Origin of the sequence: Lysobacter enzymogenes (genome assembly GCF_017168095.1) — a bacterium.
Taxonomy (GTDB): Bacteria; Pseudomonadota; Gammaproteobacteria; order Xanthomonadales; family Xanthomonadaceae; genus Lysobacter; species Lysobacter enzymogenes_D.
On sequence record NZ_LXSD01000608.1, the window covers coordinates 1 to 17,549 of the forward strand.

Consider the following 17,549-nt stretch of genomic DNA (forward strand, 5'->3'; position numbering starts at 1 on the left):
CTCCTACAAAAGCGACATGGGCTGCCTGTAGGAGCGGCGCGAGCCGCGACCGCGACACCACAACTGCGACGAAAACCGCTTCAACGCGTCACGCTACCCGGCCGGCGTGAACCCACGATGCGGCTGCCCATGGCGCTGCCGCAGCACCGCCACCGCATCGGCCAGCGAAAGCCCGCGCGCGCGCAGCAGCACTTGCAGGTGGAACAGCAGGTCGGCGGCTTCGCCGGCCAGCGCGGAGTCGTCTTCGGCCACCGCGGCCAGCGCGGTTTCCACGCCCTCCTCGCCGACCTTCTGCGCGATCGAGCGCACCCCGCGTTCGAACAGGCCGGTGGTGTAGCTGCCGGCCGGCCGCTCGCGTTCGCGCTGGGCGATCAACTCATCGAGCTCGCCGAGAAACGCCAGCGCATCGCCCGGCGCATGGGGAAAGCAGCTGTCGCGGCCGAGATGGCAGGTCGGCCCGTGCGGCAGCGCGCGCACCAGCAAGGTGTCGCGGTCGCAGTCGGTCTCGATCGAGACCAGGTCGAGGAAGTGCCCCGAGCTTTCGCCCTTGGTCCACTGCCGCTGCTTGCTGCGGCTGAAGAAGGTGACGTGGCCGCTGTCGAGCGTGGCGCGCAGCGCGGCGCGGTCCATGTAGCCGAGCATCAGCACGCGCAGGCTGGCCGCGTCCTGCACCACCGCCGGCAGCAGGCCGTCCTGCTTGTCCCAGGCCAGCGCGTCGATGTCCTGCGCGCTCAGCGTCGCGGCGGCGGCCATCAGTGCAGCTCCCGCACCGGCACGCCCTGCGCGCTCAGCGCGCGCTTGAGTTCGGGAATGCGCACGCTGCCGGAATGGAACACGCTCGCCGCCAGCGCCGCATCGACGTCGGCGCGCAGGAACACCTCGCCGAAATGCTCGATCGCGCCGGCGCCGCCGGAGGCGATCAGCGGCACCGCGCAGATCGCCCGCACCGCGGCCAGTTGCTCGATGTCGTAGCCGCTGCGCACGCCGTCGCTGCCCATGCAGTTGAGCACGATCTCGCCGGCGCCCAGGCGCTGCGCCTCGACCACCCAGTCCAGGGTGCGCTTGGCCAAGGCCTGGGTGCGCGAAGGGTCGCCGGTGTACTGGCGCACCCGCCACTGGCCGTCGGGATCGCGCAGGCTGTCGATCCCGACCACCACGCACTGCACGCCGAATTCCGCGGCGATTTCGCCGATCAGCTCGGGCCGTTCCAGCGCCGGGGTGTTGATCGAGATCTTGTCGGCGCCGGCGTTGAGCACGCCGCGCGCGTCGTCGACGCTGCGGATGCCGCCGGCGACGCAGAACGGGATGTCGATCGCGCGCGACACCCGTTCGACCCAGTCGCGATCCACGCTGCGCCCCTGCGGGCTGGCGGTGATGTCGTAGAACACCAGCTCGTCGGCGCCCTCGTCGCGATAGCGCAGCGCCAGCCCGACGATATCGCCCATGTCGACGTGGTCGCGGAAGCGCACGCCCTTGACCACGCGTCCGTCGCGCACGTCGAGGCAGGGCACGATGCGGCGGCTGAGCGTGGTCGGCGACAGGGGCGTGGCGGTCTCGGGCATAAGGGTCAGCAGCGGCGTACTTGCTTGAGGGCGTCGGTGAGTTGGAAGCGGCCTTCGATCAGGGCCTTGCCGAGCACCGCGCCGGAACAGCCGATGCTGTCGGCGGCGACGATGTCGGCGATGTCGCGGATGCCGCCGGAGGCCTGCAGCTGCACGTCCGGGGCGATCTCGCGGATGTGCTTGTACAGGTCGAGGTTGGGCCCGGCCATGGTGCCGTCGCGCGAGACGTCGGTGCACAGCAGGTGGCGCAGGCCGGCGGCGGCGTAGCGCTCCAGCAGCGGTTCCAGGCGCACGCCGCTGTCCTGGGTCCAGCCGGCCACCGGCAGTTCCCATTCGCCGCGTTCGTTCTGGCGCACGTCCAGGGCGATGGTGATGCGTTCGGAACCGAAGCGCTTGAGCCAGCCGATCACCATGTCCGGATCCTTGACCGCGAGCGAGCCGACCACGACCCGGTCGGCGCCGGCGTCGAGGATGGCTTCCACGTCGGCCTCGCTGCGCACGCCGCCGCCGGTCTGCACGCGCATCCAGCTGGAGGTGGTGATCGCGCGCAGCAGCGGCGCCAGGGTGTAGCCGCCGTAGCGCGCGGCGTCCAGGTCGATCAGGTGCAGCCACTTGGCGCCGGCTTCGGCGTAGCGCGTGGCCAGCGCCAGCGGTTCGGTCTCGTAGCGGGTTTCCTGGGCGTAGTCGCCCTGGTGCAGGCGCACGACGCGCCCGTCGCGAACGTCGATCGCGGGGTAGAGGGTGCTGTTGCCCATGTTCATGCCTCCAGCGCCAGGAAGTTGGCGAGCAGGCGCGAACCGACCGCGGCGGAACGCTCGGGGTGGAACTGGGCGCCGAAGCAGCGGCCGCGCCCGGCGACCGCGGTGAAGCGGGCGCCGTAGCCCGCGCTGGCCAAGGTGTCGGCGGTGACGGGGGCGGCGTAGCTGTGCACGAAGTAGGCTTGATCGCGCTCGCCGATACCGGCCAGCAGGCGTTCGCCCAGGGCCGATTCATGCTTCTGAAGGAGATTCCATCCCATATGCGGCACTCGTACTCCTGGTCCGGTGGGCAGCCTGGTGATACGGCCCGGAAGGAGTCCGAGGCATTCGACCTCGCCCTCCTCCGAGGACTCGTACAACAGCTGCATGCCCAGGCAGATCCCGAGCAGCGGCTGCTGCAAGCGGCGGATCGTGGCGACCAGGTCGAGTTCGCGCAGTCGGGCCATCGCGGGGGCGGCGGCGCCCACGCCCGGCAGGATCACGCGATCGGCTGAGGCGATCATCGCGGGGTCCGCGGTCAACATCGACCGCGCACCCAGCCGCTCCAATGCATAACGCACCGAGCCGATGTTCCCCCCACCCGAATCGATGACAGCTACAACCGTCATCACAGAACTCCCTTGGTACTCGGGAGCTCGCGCCCTTGACGGGCGATGGCCTGCCGCAGCGCGCGTGCGACGACCTTGAAACAAGCCTCTATCTTGTGGTGATCGTTATCACCTTCCACGTTCAGATTCAGGTTCAGCCCGGCGGTTTCGCACAGCGAGCGGAAGAAATGCGGCAGCAGCTCGGTCGGGAAGTCGCCGACCTTCTCGCGCGCGAAGCCGCCGCCGAAGACGAAGTACGGACGCCCGGAAAAATCCAGCGCGGCGCGCGCCAGGGTCTCGTCCATCGGCAGCACGAATTCGTGCGCGGCCGGCGCGGCACCGGCGTCGTCCTCGCCCTGCCCCGCGCGCGGCTCGAAGCCGTAGCGGCCGATGCCGCGCTTGTCGCCGAGCGCTTCGCGCAGCGCCTGGCCCAGCGCCAGCGCGCTGTCTTCGATGGTGTGGTGCTCGTCGATGTGCAGGTCGCCCTGGCAGCGCAGCTCCAGGGCGAAGCCGCCGTGCTTGCCGAGCTGTTCGAGCATGTGGTCGAAGAAGCCCAGGCCGGTGGCGACCTGCGGTTCGGCGGCGCGGTCGAGGTCGACGCGCACTTCGATCCGGGTTTCCTTGGTGTCGCGCCGCACCCGGGCGGTGCGCGGGCGCTCGGCCAGCACGTGGGCGATGCCGGCCCAGTCCCACTCGCCGCCGAATTCGCGGGTGCGCAGCTGGAACGCGCGGATGCCGAGGTTGGCGGCGAAGCCGTTGTCGGTCTCGCGGTCGCCGACCATCGCCGAGCGTTCCCAGTCGATGCCGCGGTCCTTCAGCAGCGGCAGCGCCAGGCCGATGCCGGGCTTGCGCGTGGGCAGGTTCTCGGCCGGGAAACTGGTGTCGATGAGCACGTCGCGGAACACGATGCCCTGGCTTTCGAACACCTGCATCATCAGCTCGTGCGGGCCGTCGAAGGACCAGCGCGGGAACGACTCGGTGCCCAGCCCGTCCTGGTTGGTGACCATGACGAATTCGTAGCCGGCGTCGCGCAGCTTCAGCATCGCCGGGATCACCCCGCGCACGAAGCGCAGCTTGGCGTAGCTGTCGATCTGGAAATCGGCCGGCTCCTCGATCAAGGTGCCGTCGCGGTCGACGAACAAGATCGGCTTGAGCGCGCTCATGCGGCCACTCCGTCGCGGCGCAGCGCGCGGCCCAGCACTTCGATCACCGCCGAGTTCTGCTCCGGCGTGCCCAGGCTGATGCGCAGCGCGTCGCCGAGCCCCGGCGCGTGGCGGAAGTCGCGCACCACCACGCCGGCGTCGAGCAAGGCGTCGAGCGCGGCCTGGGCATCGTCGAAACGCGCCAGCAGGAAGTTGGCCTGCGAGGGATAGACCCGACGCACGCCGGGCAGCGCGCGCAGCGCCTGGAACAAGCGTTCGCGTTCGCTCATCGCGGTGGCCACGCGCGCCTTGGTGGTATTGCCCGGCACTTCGCCGAGCGCGCGCAAGGCCAGGTTCACGCACGGCGTCGGCAGCGGGTACGGCGCCTGGCAGCGCTGCAGCGCGGCGACGACGTCGGCGTCGGCGATCACGCTGCCGATGCGCGCGGCGGCCAGCGCGTGCGCCTTCGACAAGGTGCGCAGCACCGCGAGGTTGCGGCGCCGCGCCAGCAAGGTGGTCGCGGACTCGCCGTCGGCGAATTCGATGTAGGCCTCGTCGACCACGACCAGGGCGCGGCCGCTCAAGCGCCGGGCCAGCGCGTCGATCGCCGCCAGCGGCTGCAAGGTGCCGGACGGATTGCCCGGCGAACACACGAATACCAGCTTGGCGCCCTCGCGCTCGGCCGCTTCGGCCAATGCGTCGAAATCGCAGGAAAACCCGTCGGCGCCGTCGCGCAGCGGGGTTTCGACCACGCGCACGCCGTGCAGGCGCGCGCTGACCGCGTACATGCCGAAGGTCGGCGGCGCAATCGCGATGGCGTCGCCGCCGGGGCGGCAGAACGCGCGCACCAGCAGGTCGATGCCCTCGTCGCTGCCGCGTCCGGCCAACAGTTGCTCGGGCTTGCAGCCGTACAGCCGCGCCAGCGCCGCGCGCAGCGCCGCTGGTTGCGGGTCGGGATAGCGGCGCACCGCGCCGTCGCAATCGGCCACGCTCGGCCAGGCCGCCTCGTTGGCGTTGAGCCAGACCCGGCCGCTGCGGGTGTCGCTGCGCGCCGACTTGTAGCCGGCGAAATCGCGCAGGTCGTCGCGCAGCAGGTCGAGGGGATTGTCGTCGCGGGTCTGGGACATGACGGAGAGGACCGGATCAGTTCTGCTTGGAAGGTGCAATCGCCCGGCGCGCGGCCGGGCGGACTCGCTCAGGCGCGGCGCGCCTGCGCCGGCGCGTCGGCCAGCGCGGCCAGCCGCAGCGCCACCGCCTCGCGGTGCGCGTCCAGGCCTTCGGCGTCTGCCAGGACCACCGCGCAGGGGCCGATTTCCAGCAGCCCGCGCGGCTGCACTTCCTGCACGGTGATCGCGACCTGGAAGCTCGACACGTTGAGCCCGCCGGCATACCGCGCCGCGCCGCTGGTCGGCAGGACGTGGTTGGTGCCGCTGCAATAATCGCCGAGCGCTTCCGGCGCCCAGTCGCCGAGGAACACCGAACCGGCGGCCTCGACCTTGCCCAGCCACGCGCGCGCGTCGCGCAGGGCCAGGATCAGGTGCTCGGGCGCGTAGCGGTTGCTGACCTGGATCGCGGTGGCGATCGAGTCGACCTGGATCGAGCGCGACTTGGACAACGCGGCGCGCGCGGTGTCGGCGCGCGACAGCCGCGCCAGCTGGCGTTCGAGTTCGCTATCGACCGCATCGAGCAGGGCCGCGTCGTCGCTGAGCAGGATCACCTGCGAGTCGGCGCCGTGCTCGGCCTGCGACAGCAGATCGGCGGCGACGAAATCGGCGCGCGCGCCGGCGTCGGCGATCACCAGCACTTCCGACGGCCCGGCCGGCATGTCGATCGCCGCGCCGCCTTCCAGCAGCGCGACCTGGCGCTTGGCCTCGGTGACATAGGCGTTGCCCGGCCCGAACAGCTTGTCGCACTTGCCGATGGTCTCGGTGCCGAAGGCCATCGCCGCGATCGCCTGGGCGCCACCGACCTTGTAGACCGTGCCGATGCCGCAGCGCCGGGCCGCGCACAGCACCGCCGGATCGGCGCTGCCGTCCTTGCGCGGCGGCGTGCACAGCACCACTTCGCGGCAGCCGGCCAAGCGCGCCGGCACGCCGAGCATCAGCGCGGTCGACGGCAGCGGCGCCGAGCCGGCCGGCACGTACAGGCCGACCCGCGGGATCGGCCGCAGGATCCGTTCGCAGCGCACGCCCTCGGCGGTGTCGAGCGCGTAGCCGGGCGTCATGCCGGCGGCGTGGAAGCGTTCGATCCGGCGCGCGGCTTCGTCGATGGCGTTGCGCAGCGGCGCGCTCACCGCGGCCTCGGCGGCGGCGAATTCGGCCTGGCAGACGGCGAAGGCCTCCGGCGCGGCGCCGTCGAAGCGTTCGCCGAAGCGGCGCAGCGCGGCGTCGCCGTCGGCGCGCACCTCGGCGACGATCGCGGCGACCGCGTCGGCGGTGGTCTGGCGGGTTTCCTGCGCCGGGCGGCGCAGCGCCTGCGCGCGCTGCCCGGCGTCGAGGGCGCTCCATTGGTAGCGCTGCATGGCGGCCCGGGCGTTCATGCCAGCATGCCCTCCACCGGCAGCACCATCAGCCCGCGCGCGCCGGCGCGCTTGAGTTCTTCCAGCCGCTGCCAGGTCACCGCGCCGTGGCACAGCGCCTGCAGGGCGACGTCGTCGCCGTCGTCCAGGCGCATCACCGTGGGCTGCTCGGCATCGGGCAGCAGCGGCAGCAGTTCGGCCAGCAGATCGCGCGGCGCCTGGAACATCAGCAGCTTGCTGTTGCGCACGCGCAGCGCGCCGTCGAGGCGGCGCAGCAGCAGGTCGGCCAGTTCGCCGCGCACGTCGTCGAACCTGTCGACCGGGCCGGCCAGCACCGCCTCGCTTTCGACCAGGGTCTGCACCGCCTTGAGCTGGTTGGCCGACAGCGTGGCGCCGCTGGAAACCAGATCGCAGATCGCCTCGGCCTGGCCCAGGCGCGGCGCGATTTCGACCGAACCCGACAGCAGCACCACCTGCGCATCGACGCCTTGCTGCGTCAGCCACTGCGACAGCAGCGCCGGGTAACTGGTGGCGATGCGCTTGCCGGACAGATCCTGCGGCCCCTGCCACTGCCACGCGTCTGGCACGGCGATGGACAGGCGGCAGCCGCCGAAACCGAGCGCGCGCCATTCGCGGAACGCCGGCGCGCGGCCGTTGCCGCGGCGGTCGCCGTCCTGTTCCAGCAGCACGTTGCGGCCGACCACGCCGAGGTCGCAGACGCCGTCGGCGATCAGGCCGGGGATGTCGTCGTCGCGCACCAGCAGCAGGTCCACCGGCAGGGTTTCGCCGTAGCAGAACAGGCGGTCGCGGCTTTCGCGCCAGCTCAGGCCGCAGGCGGCGAGCAGCGAGCGCGCCGGATCGGCGAGGCGGCCGGACTTCTGGATCGCGATGCGCAGGCGGTCGCGTGCGGCGGCGCTGGCGGGAGGGCTCATGGACTCGGTCTCGGGAGAAGGCGTGGGCGGGCGGCGCTGCGCGCCGGGGCCGGCGGCAGCGCCGGCGGCGGACGGAACGGGCCGTCAGCGATGTCGCAGGCCGCGCCGATGCAGGGCTGCGGCATAGCCGCCGGCGCCGCGCTCGAGCACCCGCGCGACGCGGCCGATGGTGGTCACGCTGACCTGGGTGCGGTCGTGGATTTCGCGGTACGGCACGCCCTCTTCCAGCAACGGCACGACCCGCCAGCGGTCGCTCATCGCCTCCAGCTCGGCCGGCGTGCACAGGTCTTCGAGAAACGCGCGCACCTGCTCGGGCGAACGCAGCGCGGACAGGGTCGCGGCGAGTTCGGCCAGAGAGTCTTCGGGGTAGGCCTCGAGGGTGGTGGCGGTGCGGCGCTTCATGGAGGAGGGCTGGAAGGCTGAAGGAAAGGACGGATGCAGGCAGAAGCGAATCTGGACTTGGCGGGGCGAGGCTCATCGGACCGCCCCGCCCCGGCGAGCGATCCGGCGGGAGCGGCCTCTCGCCGGATTCCCTGGATGCGCCAACCTGTACGACAGAGAGCGAACTAATGCATTAATGTGCTAACGCGTTAATACATTAACTGGTGAAACCACCGCCCGTCAACCCGGCCTGCGCGACCCGGGATTTGCGTTAAGACTCCAGGCACGCGTCGCGCGCCGTCCACCGGCGCCGCCGCCCCTCCCTCCCCCGGCGCGACGGCCTGCGCCGGCAGGCCCAAGGAAGGCTCCGGTCCAAGGAAGATGAATACGACTCCCGCCCGCTCCGCGCGCCCGTCGCCGCCGTTCCGGCTGTGGCTGCTGCTCTGCCTGCTGCTGTCGGGCTGGGTGCCGGCCGCCGCCGCGCAGAGCCTGCTCGACCTCGACCGGCACAGCGCCGAGGTCGCGCTGGCCCCGTTCACCGGCTACTACCACGACCCCGGCGGCCGCCTCGACCTGCCCGGCGCCGAACGCGCGCGGGTCGAAGGGCGCTTTCGCCTGCTGCCGGGCGGCAACAGCTCGTTCGGCTTCCAGCGCGGCGCCTACTGGTTCCACTTCGCCGCGCGCAACGCCGACGCCGACACGCCGCGCTGGCTGCTGGTGCAGGGCTTCGCCCTGAGCGACCGCATCGACGTCTACACCCACAGCGACGACGGCCGCGCCCGCCACCAGCGCGGCGGCGACAACCTGCCGTTCGACTCGCGCGCGATCCGCTACCGCCATCCGAATTTCTGGATCGATCTGCCGGCCGGCCAGCGCGTGGACGTGTACGTGCGGGTACAGAGCCAAAGTTCGATGCAGGTGCCGCTGACCCTGTACACGCCCAGCGCCTTCACCGAGCAATCGCGCGACGCGCAACTGGGCATCGGCATCTACTACGGCATCCTGCTGGCGCTGTTCTTCTACAACCTGGTGCTGTGGCTGAGCCTGCGCGATTCGAGCTACTTCTGGTATCTGTTCCACATCTGCGCGTTCGGCCTGGTGCTGCTGACCTTGAACGGCCTGGGGTTCGAATACCTGTGGCCGAACTCGCCGTGGCTGGCCGACCACTCGGTGCCGCTGTCGATCTGCCTGGCCCAGGTCGGCATGCAGCAGTTCGCGCGCGACTTCCTCGGCCTGTCGCAACGCTGGCGCTTCGGCGACTTCGTCGGCCGCGGCATGATCGGGTTCTTCGTGCTGCTGGGGCTGATCGCGACCCAGGCGCCTTATCGCATCGTCACTCCGATCGCCTCGGCCGCGGTGTTCGTCAGCATCGGCTGGATCGCGGTGGCGAGCGTGGCGGCGCTGCGCCGCGGCTACAAGCCGGCGCGGCTGTTCCTGCTGGCGTGGTCGGCGTTCCTGCTCGGCACCGGCATGTTCGCCGCGATCGCCTTCGACCTGCTGCCGAAGGTGTTCATCACCGAATACGGCGTGCAGATCGGCTCAGCCCTGGAAATGCTGCTGCTGTCGGTGGCGCTGGGCTACCGCTACGCCTCGCTGCGCAACGAGAACGAGCGGATCGTGCGCGAGGCCAAGGAACAGCTCGAGCACAAGGTCGAGCAGCGCACCGGCGAGCTGCGCACCGCGCTGGCGCAACTGGAAAAAGCCCACGACCGCCTGCGCGAAACCGCCCAGCGCGACGGCCTGACCGGGCTGCACAACCGCAGCCACTTCCGCGAGGCGTTCGAGTCGTTGCTGCACCGCGCGCGCCGTCAGCGCCGGCCGCTGGCGCTGATGATGATCGACCTGGATCACTTCAAGCAGATCAACGACCACCACGGCCACCTGGTCGGCGACGAGTGCCTGCGCTGGGCGGCCGGACTGATTTCGCAGACGCTGGCGCCGCACCACGCGCTGCTGGCGCGCTTCGGTGGCGAGGAGTTCGTCGCCGTGCTGCCCGATCACGACCTTGACGCCGGCTCGCGCGTGGCCGAAGCGCTGCGCCTGCGCCTGCGCGCCCAGCCCTGCCCCAGCCGCAGCCACGACATCCCGGTGACCGCCAGCATCGGCGTGCACGAGATCGCGCCGGATTCGGACCTTGGCGTCGAAGCGGCGCTGCAGTTCGCCGACCAGGCGCTGTACCTGGCCAAGGCCGGCGGGCGCGATTGCGTGCGGATGTGGGGCGCGGCGGCCTGAGCGCGCCGGGTTCGGCTCACCCCGGCGGCGCGTACATCACATCCGAGCGCAGCGCGTACTTCACGCCCTGCTCCACCGCCGAGCCTTCGTGCCAGGTGTCGTGCACGAACAGCAGCGCGTCGCCGACGCGCGGCTCGACCCGGAACCCGCGGAACGCGGTGTCGCCGCCGACGAAACCGTCGTTGAGATAAACCAGCAAGGTCAGCTTGCTCAGCCGGCCGTCCTCGCTCCAGGGGCCGTCCTTGTGCATGCGGAAGCGTTGGCCCGGGCCGTATTTGTAGAAACGCAGCGCGCGCGGCAGGCCGGCGGGGATTTCGCCGTCGAGCGCCGGCAGGTCGGCGGCGCGCAGGCGTTGCCACAGCCTGTCGACCCAGCGCGGCGATTCGAACACCACGCGTTCGTTGTTGCGCACGTGGGCCATCGATTTCTGGCCGCCGTCGGCAGTGCGCACGCCGGCGGGTTCGAAACCGCGGGCTTCGGCCTCGGCAATCAAGCCCTCGCATTCGGCCGCGGTCAGCAAGCCGGCCAGGGTGAAGACGGTTGCGCTGTGGTGGATGGCCTGCATGGGGGCTGTCCGTGGCCTTGGGGTGCTGGAACGATAGCGCCGATCGCTGGAGCTGTGGAGTTGCGCCGGCCTGGACAACGTTCGACGCGGCAGGGGGGCGCGCAGTTACGACCGGGCCGAGAGTCGCGCCGCAGTTGCGTTGTCGCGGTCGCGGCTTGCGCCGCTCCTACAGTCGGGAACGAAACCGGCCGGAGACCCTGTAGGAGCGGCGCGAGCCGCGACCGCACTATCGCAGCTACGTCGGAATCTGCGTCGCAGTTTCGTTGTCGCGGTCGCGGCTCGCGCCGCTCCTACAGTCTGGAACGAAACCGGCCGCAGACCCTGTAGGAGCGGCGCGAGCCGCGACCGCACTACCGCGGCCACGTCGAAACCTGCGTCGCAGTTGCGTTGCCGCGGTCGCGGCTCGCGCCGCTCCTACAAGGGAAAACGCGGTTTGCGCGGCGCAGCCGGCCCCTCCCGTGCGGAAGGGGCCGTGCCGGATCAGTCCTGCAACCCGGCGCGTACCGCCGACAACACGCTGCCGTCGCGCACCAGTTGCACCGCGGTCGCGACTTCGCCGTCGAGCGCGCGGTCGTGGTCGAGGAAGGCGATCGATTCGCGCAACCTGGCGTGGGCGATGGCCACGGCGCGGCCCGGACGGAACTCTTCGGCCGCCGACAACTCGGCGCGCAAGCCTTCGACTTCGGCCAGGAACCCGGCGTGATCGTCCGTGCCGGCGAGCGGGCCGCCGGCGATCTTGGCCGCCAGGGTCGCGGCATCGGCGCGGTCGGCCAGATCGCGCGCGGCGTTGATCATGTCGCGGCGCAGGTCCAGCGCCTGGGCGGCGGTGTACAGCTCCAGCGCCAGCACCTTGCCCAGATCGTCGGCCATCGCCAGCACGTGGCGCGCTTCGTTGGCGCCCATCGAGACGTGGTCCTCGGCGTTGGCGCTGGTCGGGATCGAATAGACCGAGGCCGGATGCGCGCGGCTGGCCAGATCGTTGACGATGGCCGCGGCGGTGTACTGCACGATCATGTGGCCCGATTCGGTGGCGTCCTCGTTGCCGATCAGGAAGCCCGGCAAACCGTCGTTGGTCGCCGGGTCGACCAGCTTGTTGAGGCGGCGCTCGGAAATGCTCGCCAGCACCGGGATCGCGGCCTTGACGTAGCTCATCGCCAGCGCCAGCGGCATGCCGTGGAAATGGCCGGCGGAGATCACCTGCTGCTCGACGTGCTCGGCCTGCGCGTCGGGGAACACGATCGGGTTGTCGGTCAGCGAGTTGAGCTCGATCTCCAGCACCCGCGCGGCCTGGGCGATGGCGTCGCGGACCGCGCCGTGCACCTGCGGGATGCAGCGCAGCGAATAGCTGTCCTGCGGCTGATGCTTCTTGCCGCCGCGGAACGGACGGAAGCGGGTGTAGAACTTTTCGCGGCCATGGCGCTGGCTGAAAGGCACCCAGTCCCAGCCGATGTCGAAGCTCAGTTGCTGCGCCGCTTCGGTGTCCCAGCTCTGCGGCAGCCACGGACGGAAGCGCGGCACCAGGTGGTAGGGAATATCGGCCAGGGTCGAACCGTCGAGCAGCGCGCGCAGATTCTCGGCCACCTTGACCTGGCCCGGATGCGGACGCAGCGCATGCACTTCCGGCGCGAACGCGCCCAGGCGCCCGGCGAAGGCGTCGATGGTCATCGCCGCGGCGAGGTCGGCGGTGTCGAGCAGGTCTTCCAGCTTGCTCAGCGCCAGCACGCCGCAGGCCAGCATCTGCGCGGTGCCGTTGTTGAGCGCCAGGCCTTCCTTGTACGACAGCTGCACCGGCTCGAGGCCTGCGCGGGCCAGCGCCTGCGCGCCCGGCAGGCGCTCGCCGTCGAAGAAGGCTTCGCCGCCGCCGAGCAGGACGATGGCCAGGTGCGAGAGCGGCGCGAGGTCGCCGCTGGCACCGACCGAACCCAGTTGCGGCACCACCGGCACGATCCCGGCGTTGAGCATCTGGGTCAGCGCCTGCAGGGTCTGCACGCGGATGCCAGAGTGGCCGCGCATCAGCGTGTTGATGCGGATGCACAGCATCGCGCGCACGATTTCGGGCGCGAACGGCTCGCCCACGCACACCGCGTGGGTGACGATCAGATTGCGCTGCAGCTCTTCGTGCAGGGTTTCCTGCGATCGCTTCGCGCCCGGCAGTTGGTCGCGCAGGTGATGGGCGCCGAGCAGGCGGTCGGCGTTGCTGCCGAAGCCGGTGGAGACGCCGTAGATGGGCTCTTCGCGGCGCACCTGTTCGGCCAGGAAATCGGCCGCGCGCGCCACCGCCGGCAGTTGCTCGGCGGACAGTTCGACCTGGGCGCCATAAGCCACGGCGACGAGCTGGGACCGCGTCAGCGAGCGGCCGTCGAGTCGGATCTTGTTCAAAGCTGGGGTTCTCCGCATCGCACCCTGGCGATCATCTGCGCGGCGCCGGCGGATCGGCGGCGCGCATACTCGGGAGTCGGTGCGTCAGACAAAAGGAAACCGCGGCCGATCGTGACGATGCGGGCCGCGGCGTGGGTGTCGGCTTGCGCCGATGCTGCTGCCGGCGCCGGGCGATGCCGACGCGGCGAATGACAGGGGTGGTGTCGGCAGCGATGCGCGCGGCAAGCCGCCGCACCGCGCGCGCACGTCGCGGTCCGTGCGCGGCGAATCCGCGCACGGCCGTCGCGACGGGCGCGCCGCAAGGTCACTTCATGACCCGCGACTGTTCCAGCTCGACCCGCAAGGTACGCGCCAGCTCGCTGCGCGCGACCTCGAACTGGTCCTCGCGGCGCAGGTCCTTGACCGTGGCGCTGCCCTTGGCGATTTCGTCCTCGCCCAGCACCACCACGAAGCGAATGCCGGCGCGGTCGGCGTACTTGAACTGCTTGCCGAGCTTGGACGCTTCCATCACCACTTCGGTGTTGAGCCCGGCCGCGCGCAGCTCGCTGGCCAGCGCCAGGCACTGCGGCAGGTGCGCATCGTCCATCTGGGTGATCAGCACCTGCACGCTGCTGTCGGCGGTGCTGACCAACCGGGCTTCCTGCAGCTGCCAGAACAACCGCGTCAGACCGATCGAGATGCCCACGCCCGGCAGCTTCGACCTGGTGTAGTGGCTGGCCAGATCCTCGTAGCGGCCGCCCGAACAGATCGAACCCAACTGCGGGTAGTCGTTGAGCGTGGTCTCGTAGACCGTGCCGGTGTAGTAGTCCAGGCCGCGGGCGATGGAGAAGTTCAGCGCGTAGTTGGCCTCCGGCACGCCCAGCGCGCGGATCAGCTCCAGCACCTCGCGCAGCTCGGCCACGCCCTGGCGCAGCGAGTCGTTGCCCTCGCCCAGCGCGTCGAGCTTGGCCAGCGCATCGGCGTGCGAGTTCGAACGCACCGCGACGAAGTCGAGGATGCGGTCCACCGCGTCGCTGGGCAGGCCGAAACTCGTCCCGATCAGCACGTCGCGCACGTAGTCGGCGCCGCGCTTGTCGAGCTTGTCGACCTCGCGCAGCACCAGCGCCTGCAGCTCGCCGTCGGCCACGCCCTGGGCTTCGAAGAAGCCGCGCAGCAGCTTGCGGTTGTTGAGCTGGATGGTGAAGGCGCCGATGTCGAGTTCGGAGAACACCGCGTAGATGCAGGCTGGCAGCTCGGCGTCGTAGCGCACGCTGAGGCTGTCCTTGCCGATCACGTCGATGTCGCACTGGTAGAACTCGCGGTAGCGGCCGCGCTGCTGGCGCTCGCCGCGGTAGACGCGCTGCATCTGATAGCGGCGGAACGGGAACGCCAGCTCGGCCTCGTGCTCGGCGACGTAGCGCGCCAGCGGCACGGTCAGGTCGAAGCGCAGCGCCAGCTCCGGCGTCGTGCGGCCGTCCTGCGCGCTCTTCTCGCGCGAGCCGGTGGATTCGACGAAATACACCTGGCGCTCGGTCTCGCCGCCGGACTTGGTCAGCAGCACCTCGGTCAGCTCCATCACCGGCGTTTCCACCGGCAGGAAGCCGAAGCGTTCGAAATTGCGGCGGATCGTGTCGAGCATGCGCTGGAACGCGATCTGGTCACGGGGCAGCAGCTCCATGACCCCGGGCGGGGTGCGAGGCTTGATCAAGACAGACTCCGAAATCACTGCAAAAGGCGCGAAAGGGCGGGCCCGCGACGGGTGCGGCGGGCGTCCCCGCGGGGACGCGCCGCGGGCGTCGCCGGCATGCCGCTTAGTTTAGCGATTGCGCGGCCCGTGCACGGCAACCGCGCGCGCATCGCCGCCCGGCGCCGCCGGACGGCGCCGGCGCCGGGCTTTGCCGAGATGGCTCACAGGCGGCCCGCAGCCCGCCGCAGCGGGCTTTGCGGCCATCGCCGTCGCCCGGCGCGACGGCCTTTGCCACCGGAATGAAATTTTTCTGTCGTCCCCTCTTGCACGCCCCGAGGACCGCCGCTAGAATTTGCGGCTCACGAAGTCGGGGTGTAGCTCAGTCTGGTAGAGCGCTACGTTCGGGACGTAGAGGTCGCAGGTTCGAATCCTGTCTCCCCGACCAATCATCGTGCGACAGAAGCCGGCCCAGTGCCGGCTTTTTCGTTTGCGCCGGTTGCGTGCGTCGATGCGCCGGCGCAGTTCCGGTTCGCCCCACGTCTGCATCGATGCGGCGGCGCCGATCCTGGGATACTGGCGCCCTCCTCCCACGACCTGCGCGGCGGCGACCATGGCCGAATGTTGCGGATGCGGAAACGTCGTCGACGTCGCGGCGATGCAGTCCAGGCAGCGGCGCGTGCTGCGCATCGTGCTGGCGATCAATCTCGCCACTTTCGCGCTGATGGCGGCCGCGGCCTGGCACAGCCACTCTTCGTCCCTGCTGTCGGGCAGCCTCGACAACCTCGGCGACGCGCTGACCTACGCGCTGAGCCTGGCCGTGGTCGGCGCCTCCGCGCAGGCCAAGGCGCGCGTGGCCCTGCTCAAGGGCTTGCTGATCCTCGCCGCCGCCGTCGCGGTCGCCGGGCAGATCGCCTGGCGCCTGACCCATCCGGCGCTGCCGCTGTTCGAAAGCATGGGCGCGGCGGCCGCGCTGAACCTCGCCGCCAACGGCGCCTGCCTGTGGCTGCTCACGCCGTACCGCAGCGGCGACATCAACCTGGCTTCGGCCTGGGAATGCTCGCGCAACGATCTCTACGAAGGCGCCGCGGTGTTGCTGGCCGCGGCGGCGGTGTGGGCGTTCGGCGCCGGCTGGCCGGACCTGCTGATCGCCATCGCCCTATTGATTCTGTTCCTGCGCTCGGCCGCACGGGTGTTGCGCGCGGCCTGGCGCGAAGTGCACAGCGCGCCGGCGGCGGCGACATCGCCGGGCGCGTGAATCGTCGGGCGCGTGATCGGCGTCGGCGCGGACCTGCCCGCCGCGCCGTCGATCCATCGCCCGGGGTTTACGGCGCCGCGACAGCGGCGGCATCCGAGGTCGAAGAGGCGTCCGCATCGTCCTCGTCCTCCACTTCCGCCAGAAACGTCGCCGACGGCGCGAAGAACAGCGAGCCGGTGACCGCGCGGCTGAAGTCGAGCAGGCGGTCGTAATTGCCCGGCGGGTCGCCGAGAAACATGTTCTCCAGCATCCGCTCGATCCGCCGCGGCGAGCGCGCGTAGCCGATGAAGTAAGTGCCGAACTCGCTCTTGCTGGCGTCGCCGAACGGCATGTTGTCGCGCACGATGCTCAGCTCCTCGCCGTTCTCCTCGATCACCGTCAGCACGTTGTGCGCGTAGGACGGCTTGGCCGCGTCGTCGAGCTCGACGTTGGACAGCTTGTGCCGGCCGACGATGCGCTCCTGCTGCTCCACCGGCAGCGATTCCCAGCCTTTGAGGTCGTGCAGGTATTTCTGCACGATCACGTAGCTGCCGCCGGCGAAGCCGGAATCCTCGGCGCCGACGATCGCCGAATCGATCGCCTCCTGGTCGACCGGATTCTCGGTTCCGTCGACGAAGCCGAGCAGGTCGCGCTGGTCGAAATAGCGGAAGCCGTGCACCTCCTCGGCCGTGGCCACCGCTTCGCCGAGGCGGGCGAGGATCTGCTGGGTCAGCTCGAAGCACAGGTCCATGCGCTCGGCGCGGATGTGGAACAGCAGGTCGCCCGGCGTGGACACCGCGCGGTGGCGGCCTTCGATGGCGCGGAACGGATGCAGTTCGGCCGGCGCGGGCGCGCCGAACAGGCGCGACCAGGCCTGATCGCCGAACGCCAGGATGCACGACAGCCGCCCGTCGAGATCGCGGAAGCCGACCGAGCGCAGCAGGCCGGCCAGGTCCGCGCACAGCGCGCGTACGGCCCGGCGATGTTGCGGCTCCGGCCGCAGGGTCACCACGAGGAACACGGCCGAACGGGTCAGGCCGGCAACGATGGGCTGGGCGACGACGGATGCCACGGACTACCTCGCGATGGTTCGGGTTCGATGAATGCGGGACGCGGCCTGCGGAAAACGCCGCATGCGTGAGCGCGCCGCTGCCTCGTGCAGGCCGCGATGATAGCGCCGCCGACGGTGAAAACCGCACGCAACGGCGCCCGGCCGCGGCGCGGATTTGAGCCGCGCGCCCGCACGATGCTAGATTCGGCCGGTACCTCAAGACGGACAGTACGCATGGGCAGGCAAGCCGATCTTCCTGAATCCGACGACGCGGCCGCGGCGGCCGACGCGGCACCGGCGTGGCCGCGCGAGCCGTTGAGCCCGCAGCGCCTGCGCGACGCCGAAGTCGCCCAGGCCCAGGCCACGCTCAAACGCGAGCTGGTGCGGGTGTATGCGCTGTCGTGCGGGGCCGGCCGGCCCAAGGGCTGACTCGACGGTCGCGGTTTCGCGGCATCGATCTGGTTTCGCCGTTTTTTGCGGTGTCGCGGTCGCGGCTTGCGCCGCTCCTACAGGGAGATCGCAAACTTCGGCCGCTACCTGTA

Annotated in this window: 16 protein-coding genes and 1 tRNA gene; 4 read left to right on the plus strand and 13 right to left on the minus strand. The window is 70.7% G+C overall.

The genetic code is table 11. The features are described from left to right. Positions 1–93: 93 nt before the first annotated feature. The 9 genes from hisIE to A7A76_RS23470 form a co-directional block, all read right to left on the minus strand. A complete protein-coding gene (gene hisIE, locus A7A76_RS23430; RefSeq protein ID WP_206413570.1) occupies positions 94–753 on the minus strand; it encodes a bifunctional phosphoribosyl-AMP cyclohydrolase/phosphoribosyl-ATP diphosphatase HisIE in 660 nt (219 codons plus the stop codon). After that, entirely contained in the window at positions 753–1,562 is an 810-nt protein-coding gene (gene hisF, locus A7A76_RS23435) for an imidazole glycerol phosphate synthase subunit HisF (RefSeq protein ID WP_206413571.1), read from the minus strand. The genes hisIE and hisF overlap by 1 nt, the downstream gene beginning before the upstream one ends. A gap of 5 nt (positions 1,563–1,567) precedes the next feature. Continuing rightward, positions 1,568–2,317 carry a 1-(5-phosphoribosyl)-5-[(5-phosphoribosylamino)methylideneamino]imidazole-4-carboxamide isomerase gene (gene hisA, locus A7A76_RS23440; RefSeq protein WP_206413572.1) on the minus strand — a complete coding sequence of 250 codons (750 nt, stop codon included), beginning with the start codon at positions 2,315–2,317 and terminating at the stop codon, positions 1,568–1,570. A gap of 2 nt (positions 2,318–2,319) precedes the next feature. Then, entirely contained in the window at positions 2,320–2,928 is a 609-nt protein-coding gene (hisH, locus tag A7A76_RS23445) for an imidazole glycerol phosphate synthase subunit HisH (protein WP_074867289.1), read from the minus strand. After that, positions 2,928–4,070, minus strand: coding sequence for a bifunctional histidinol-phosphatase/imidazoleglycerol-phosphate dehydratase HisB (hisB, locus tag A7A76_RS23450; protein WP_206413573.1), 1,143 nt, complete (start codon positions 4,068–4,070; stop codon positions 2,928–2,930). The genes hisH and hisB overlap by 1 nt, the downstream gene beginning before the upstream one ends. Then, positions 4,067–5,176 (minus strand): histidinol-phosphate transaminase, encoded by a 1,110-nt coding sequence (hisC, locus tag A7A76_RS23455; protein WP_206413574.1) that lies wholly within the window; start codon positions 5,174–5,176, stop codon positions 4,067–4,069. Before hisC ends, hisB begins: the two co-directional genes overlap by 4 nt. A gap of 68 nt (positions 5,177–5,244) precedes the next feature. Further along, positions 5,245–6,570 (minus strand): histidinol dehydrogenase, encoded by a 1,326-nt coding sequence (hisD, locus tag A7A76_RS23460; RefSeq protein WP_206413584.1) that lies wholly within the window; start codon positions 6,568–6,570, stop codon positions 5,245–5,247. Between the two features lie 14 nt (positions 6,571–6,584). After that, the gene (gene hisG, locus A7A76_RS23465; protein ID WP_206413575.1) at positions 6,585–7,499 is read right to left on the minus strand and encodes an ATP phosphoribosyltransferase; all 915 of its coding nucleotides are present in this window, start codon (positions 7,497–7,499) and stop codon (positions 6,585–6,587) included. An 84-nt stretch (positions 7,500–7,583) separates the two neighbouring features. After that, entirely contained in the window at positions 7,584–7,901 is a 318-nt protein-coding gene (locus A7A76_RS23470; RefSeq protein WP_206413576.1) for a YerC/YecD family TrpR-related protein, read from the minus strand. A 360-nt stretch (positions 7,902–8,261) separates the two neighbouring features. Between A7A76_RS23470 and A7A76_RS23475 the strand changes: the two genes are divergently transcribed. Then, positions 8,262–10,112, plus strand: coding sequence for a sensor domain-containing diguanylate cyclase (locus A7A76_RS23475; RefSeq protein ID WP_206413577.1), 1,851 nt, complete (start codon positions 8,262–8,264; stop codon positions 10,110–10,112). A gap of 16 nt (positions 10,113–10,128) precedes the next feature. Here A7A76_RS23475 and A7A76_RS23480 read toward each other — a convergent pair whose 3' ends face one another. The 3 genes from A7A76_RS23480 to hisS all read right to left on the minus strand — a co-directional run bounded on the left by A7A76_RS23480 (position 10,129) and on the right by hisS (position 14,743). After that, positions 10,129–10,677 (minus strand): prolyl hydroxylase family protein, encoded by a 549-nt coding sequence (locus A7A76_RS23480; RefSeq protein ID WP_206413578.1) that lies wholly within the window; start codon positions 10,675–10,677, stop codon positions 10,129–10,131. 480 nt (positions 10,678–11,157) lie between these two features. After that, the gene (locus A7A76_RS23485; protein ID WP_428995226.1) at positions 11,158–13,056 is read right to left on the minus strand and encodes an HAL/PAL/TAL family ammonia-lyase; all 1,899 of its coding nucleotides are present in this window, start codon (positions 13,054–13,056) and stop codon (positions 11,158–11,160) included. Between the two features lie 304 nt (positions 13,057–13,360). Then, the gene (gene hisS, locus A7A76_RS23490) at positions 13,361–14,743 is read right to left on the minus strand and encodes a histidine--tRNA ligase (RefSeq protein ID WP_206413580.1); all 1,383 of its coding nucleotides are present in this window, start codon (positions 14,741–14,743) and stop codon (positions 13,361–13,363) included. 347 nt (positions 14,744–15,090) lie between these two features. Between hisS and A7A76_RS23495 the strand changes: the two genes are divergently transcribed. Both A7A76_RS23495 and A7A76_RS23500 read left to right on the plus strand, forming a co-directional pair. Beyond that, a tRNA-Pro gene (locus A7A76_RS23495) sits at positions 15,091–15,167 on the plus strand. A 165-nt stretch (positions 15,168–15,332) separates the two neighbouring features. Further along, positions 15,333–15,977, plus strand: coding sequence for a cation transporter (locus A7A76_RS23500; protein WP_206413581.1), 645 nt, complete (start codon positions 15,333–15,335; stop codon positions 15,975–15,977). 67 nt (positions 15,978–16,044) lie between these two features. Here A7A76_RS23500 and A7A76_RS23505 read toward each other — a convergent pair whose 3' ends face one another. After that, positions 16,045–17,028, minus strand: a complete 984-nt coding sequence (locus A7A76_RS23505) for a Dyp-type peroxidase (protein ID WP_206413582.1) — start codon at positions 17,026–17,028, stop codon at positions 16,045–16,047. 213 nt (positions 17,029–17,241) lie between these two features. Between A7A76_RS23505 and A7A76_RS23510 the strand changes: the two genes are divergently transcribed. Beyond that, a complete protein-coding gene (locus tag A7A76_RS23510; protein WP_206413583.1) occupies positions 17,242–17,436 on the plus strand; it encodes a hypothetical protein in 195 nt (64 codons plus the stop codon). The last annotated feature ends 113 nt before the right edge of the window (positions 17,437–17,549 follow it).

Bases quoted from the DNA above. Each gene is read 5' to 3' on its own strand.
- hisIE (WP_206413570.1), bottom strand. From the start codon at position 753: ATGGCCGCCGCCGCGACGCTGAGCGCGCAGGACATCGACGCGCTGGCC.
- hisF (WP_206413571.1), bottom strand. From the start codon at position 1,562: ATGCCCGAGACCGCCACGCCCCTGTCGCCGACCACGCTCAGCCGCCGC.
- hisA (WP_206413572.1), bottom strand. From the start codon at position 2,317: ATGGGCAACAGCACCCTCTACCCCGCGATCGACGTTCGCGACGGGCGC.
- hisH (WP_074867289.1), bottom strand. From the start codon at position 2,928: ATGACGGTTGTAGCTGTCATCGATTCGGGTGGGGGGAACATCGGCTCG.
- hisB (WP_206413573.1), bottom strand. From the start codon at position 4,070: ATGAGCGCGCTCAAGCCGATCTTGTTCGTCGACCGCGACGGCACCTTG.
- hisC (WP_206413574.1), bottom strand. From the start codon at position 5,176: ATGTCCCAGACCCGCGACGACAATCCCCTCGACCTGCTGCGCGACGAC.
- hisD (WP_206413584.1), bottom strand. From the start codon at position 6,570: ATGCAGCGCTACCAATGGAGCGCCCTCGACGCCGGGCAGCGCGCGCAG.
- hisG (WP_206413575.1), bottom strand. From the start codon at position 7,499: ATGAGCCCTCCCGCCAGCGCCGCCGCACGCGACCGCCTGCGCATCGCG.
- A7A76_RS23470 (WP_206413576.1), bottom strand. From the start codon at position 7,901: ATGAAGCGCCGCACCGCCACCACCCTCGAGGCCTACCCCGAAGACTCT.
- A7A76_RS23475 (WP_206413577.1), top strand. From the start codon at position 8,262: ATGAATACGACTCCCGCCCGCTCCGCGCGCCCGTCGCCGCCGTTCCGG.
- A7A76_RS23480 (WP_206413578.1), bottom strand. From the start codon at position 10,677: ATGCAGGCCATCCACCACAGCGCAACCGTCTTCACCCTGGCCGGCTTG.
- A7A76_RS23500 (WP_206413581.1), top strand. From the start codon at position 15,333: ATGGCCGAATGTTGCGGATGCGGAAACGTCGTCGACGTCGCGGCGATG.
- A7A76_RS23510 (WP_206413583.1), top strand. From the start codon at position 17,242: ATGGGCAGGCAAGCCGATCTTCCTGAATCCGACGACGCGGCCGCGGCG.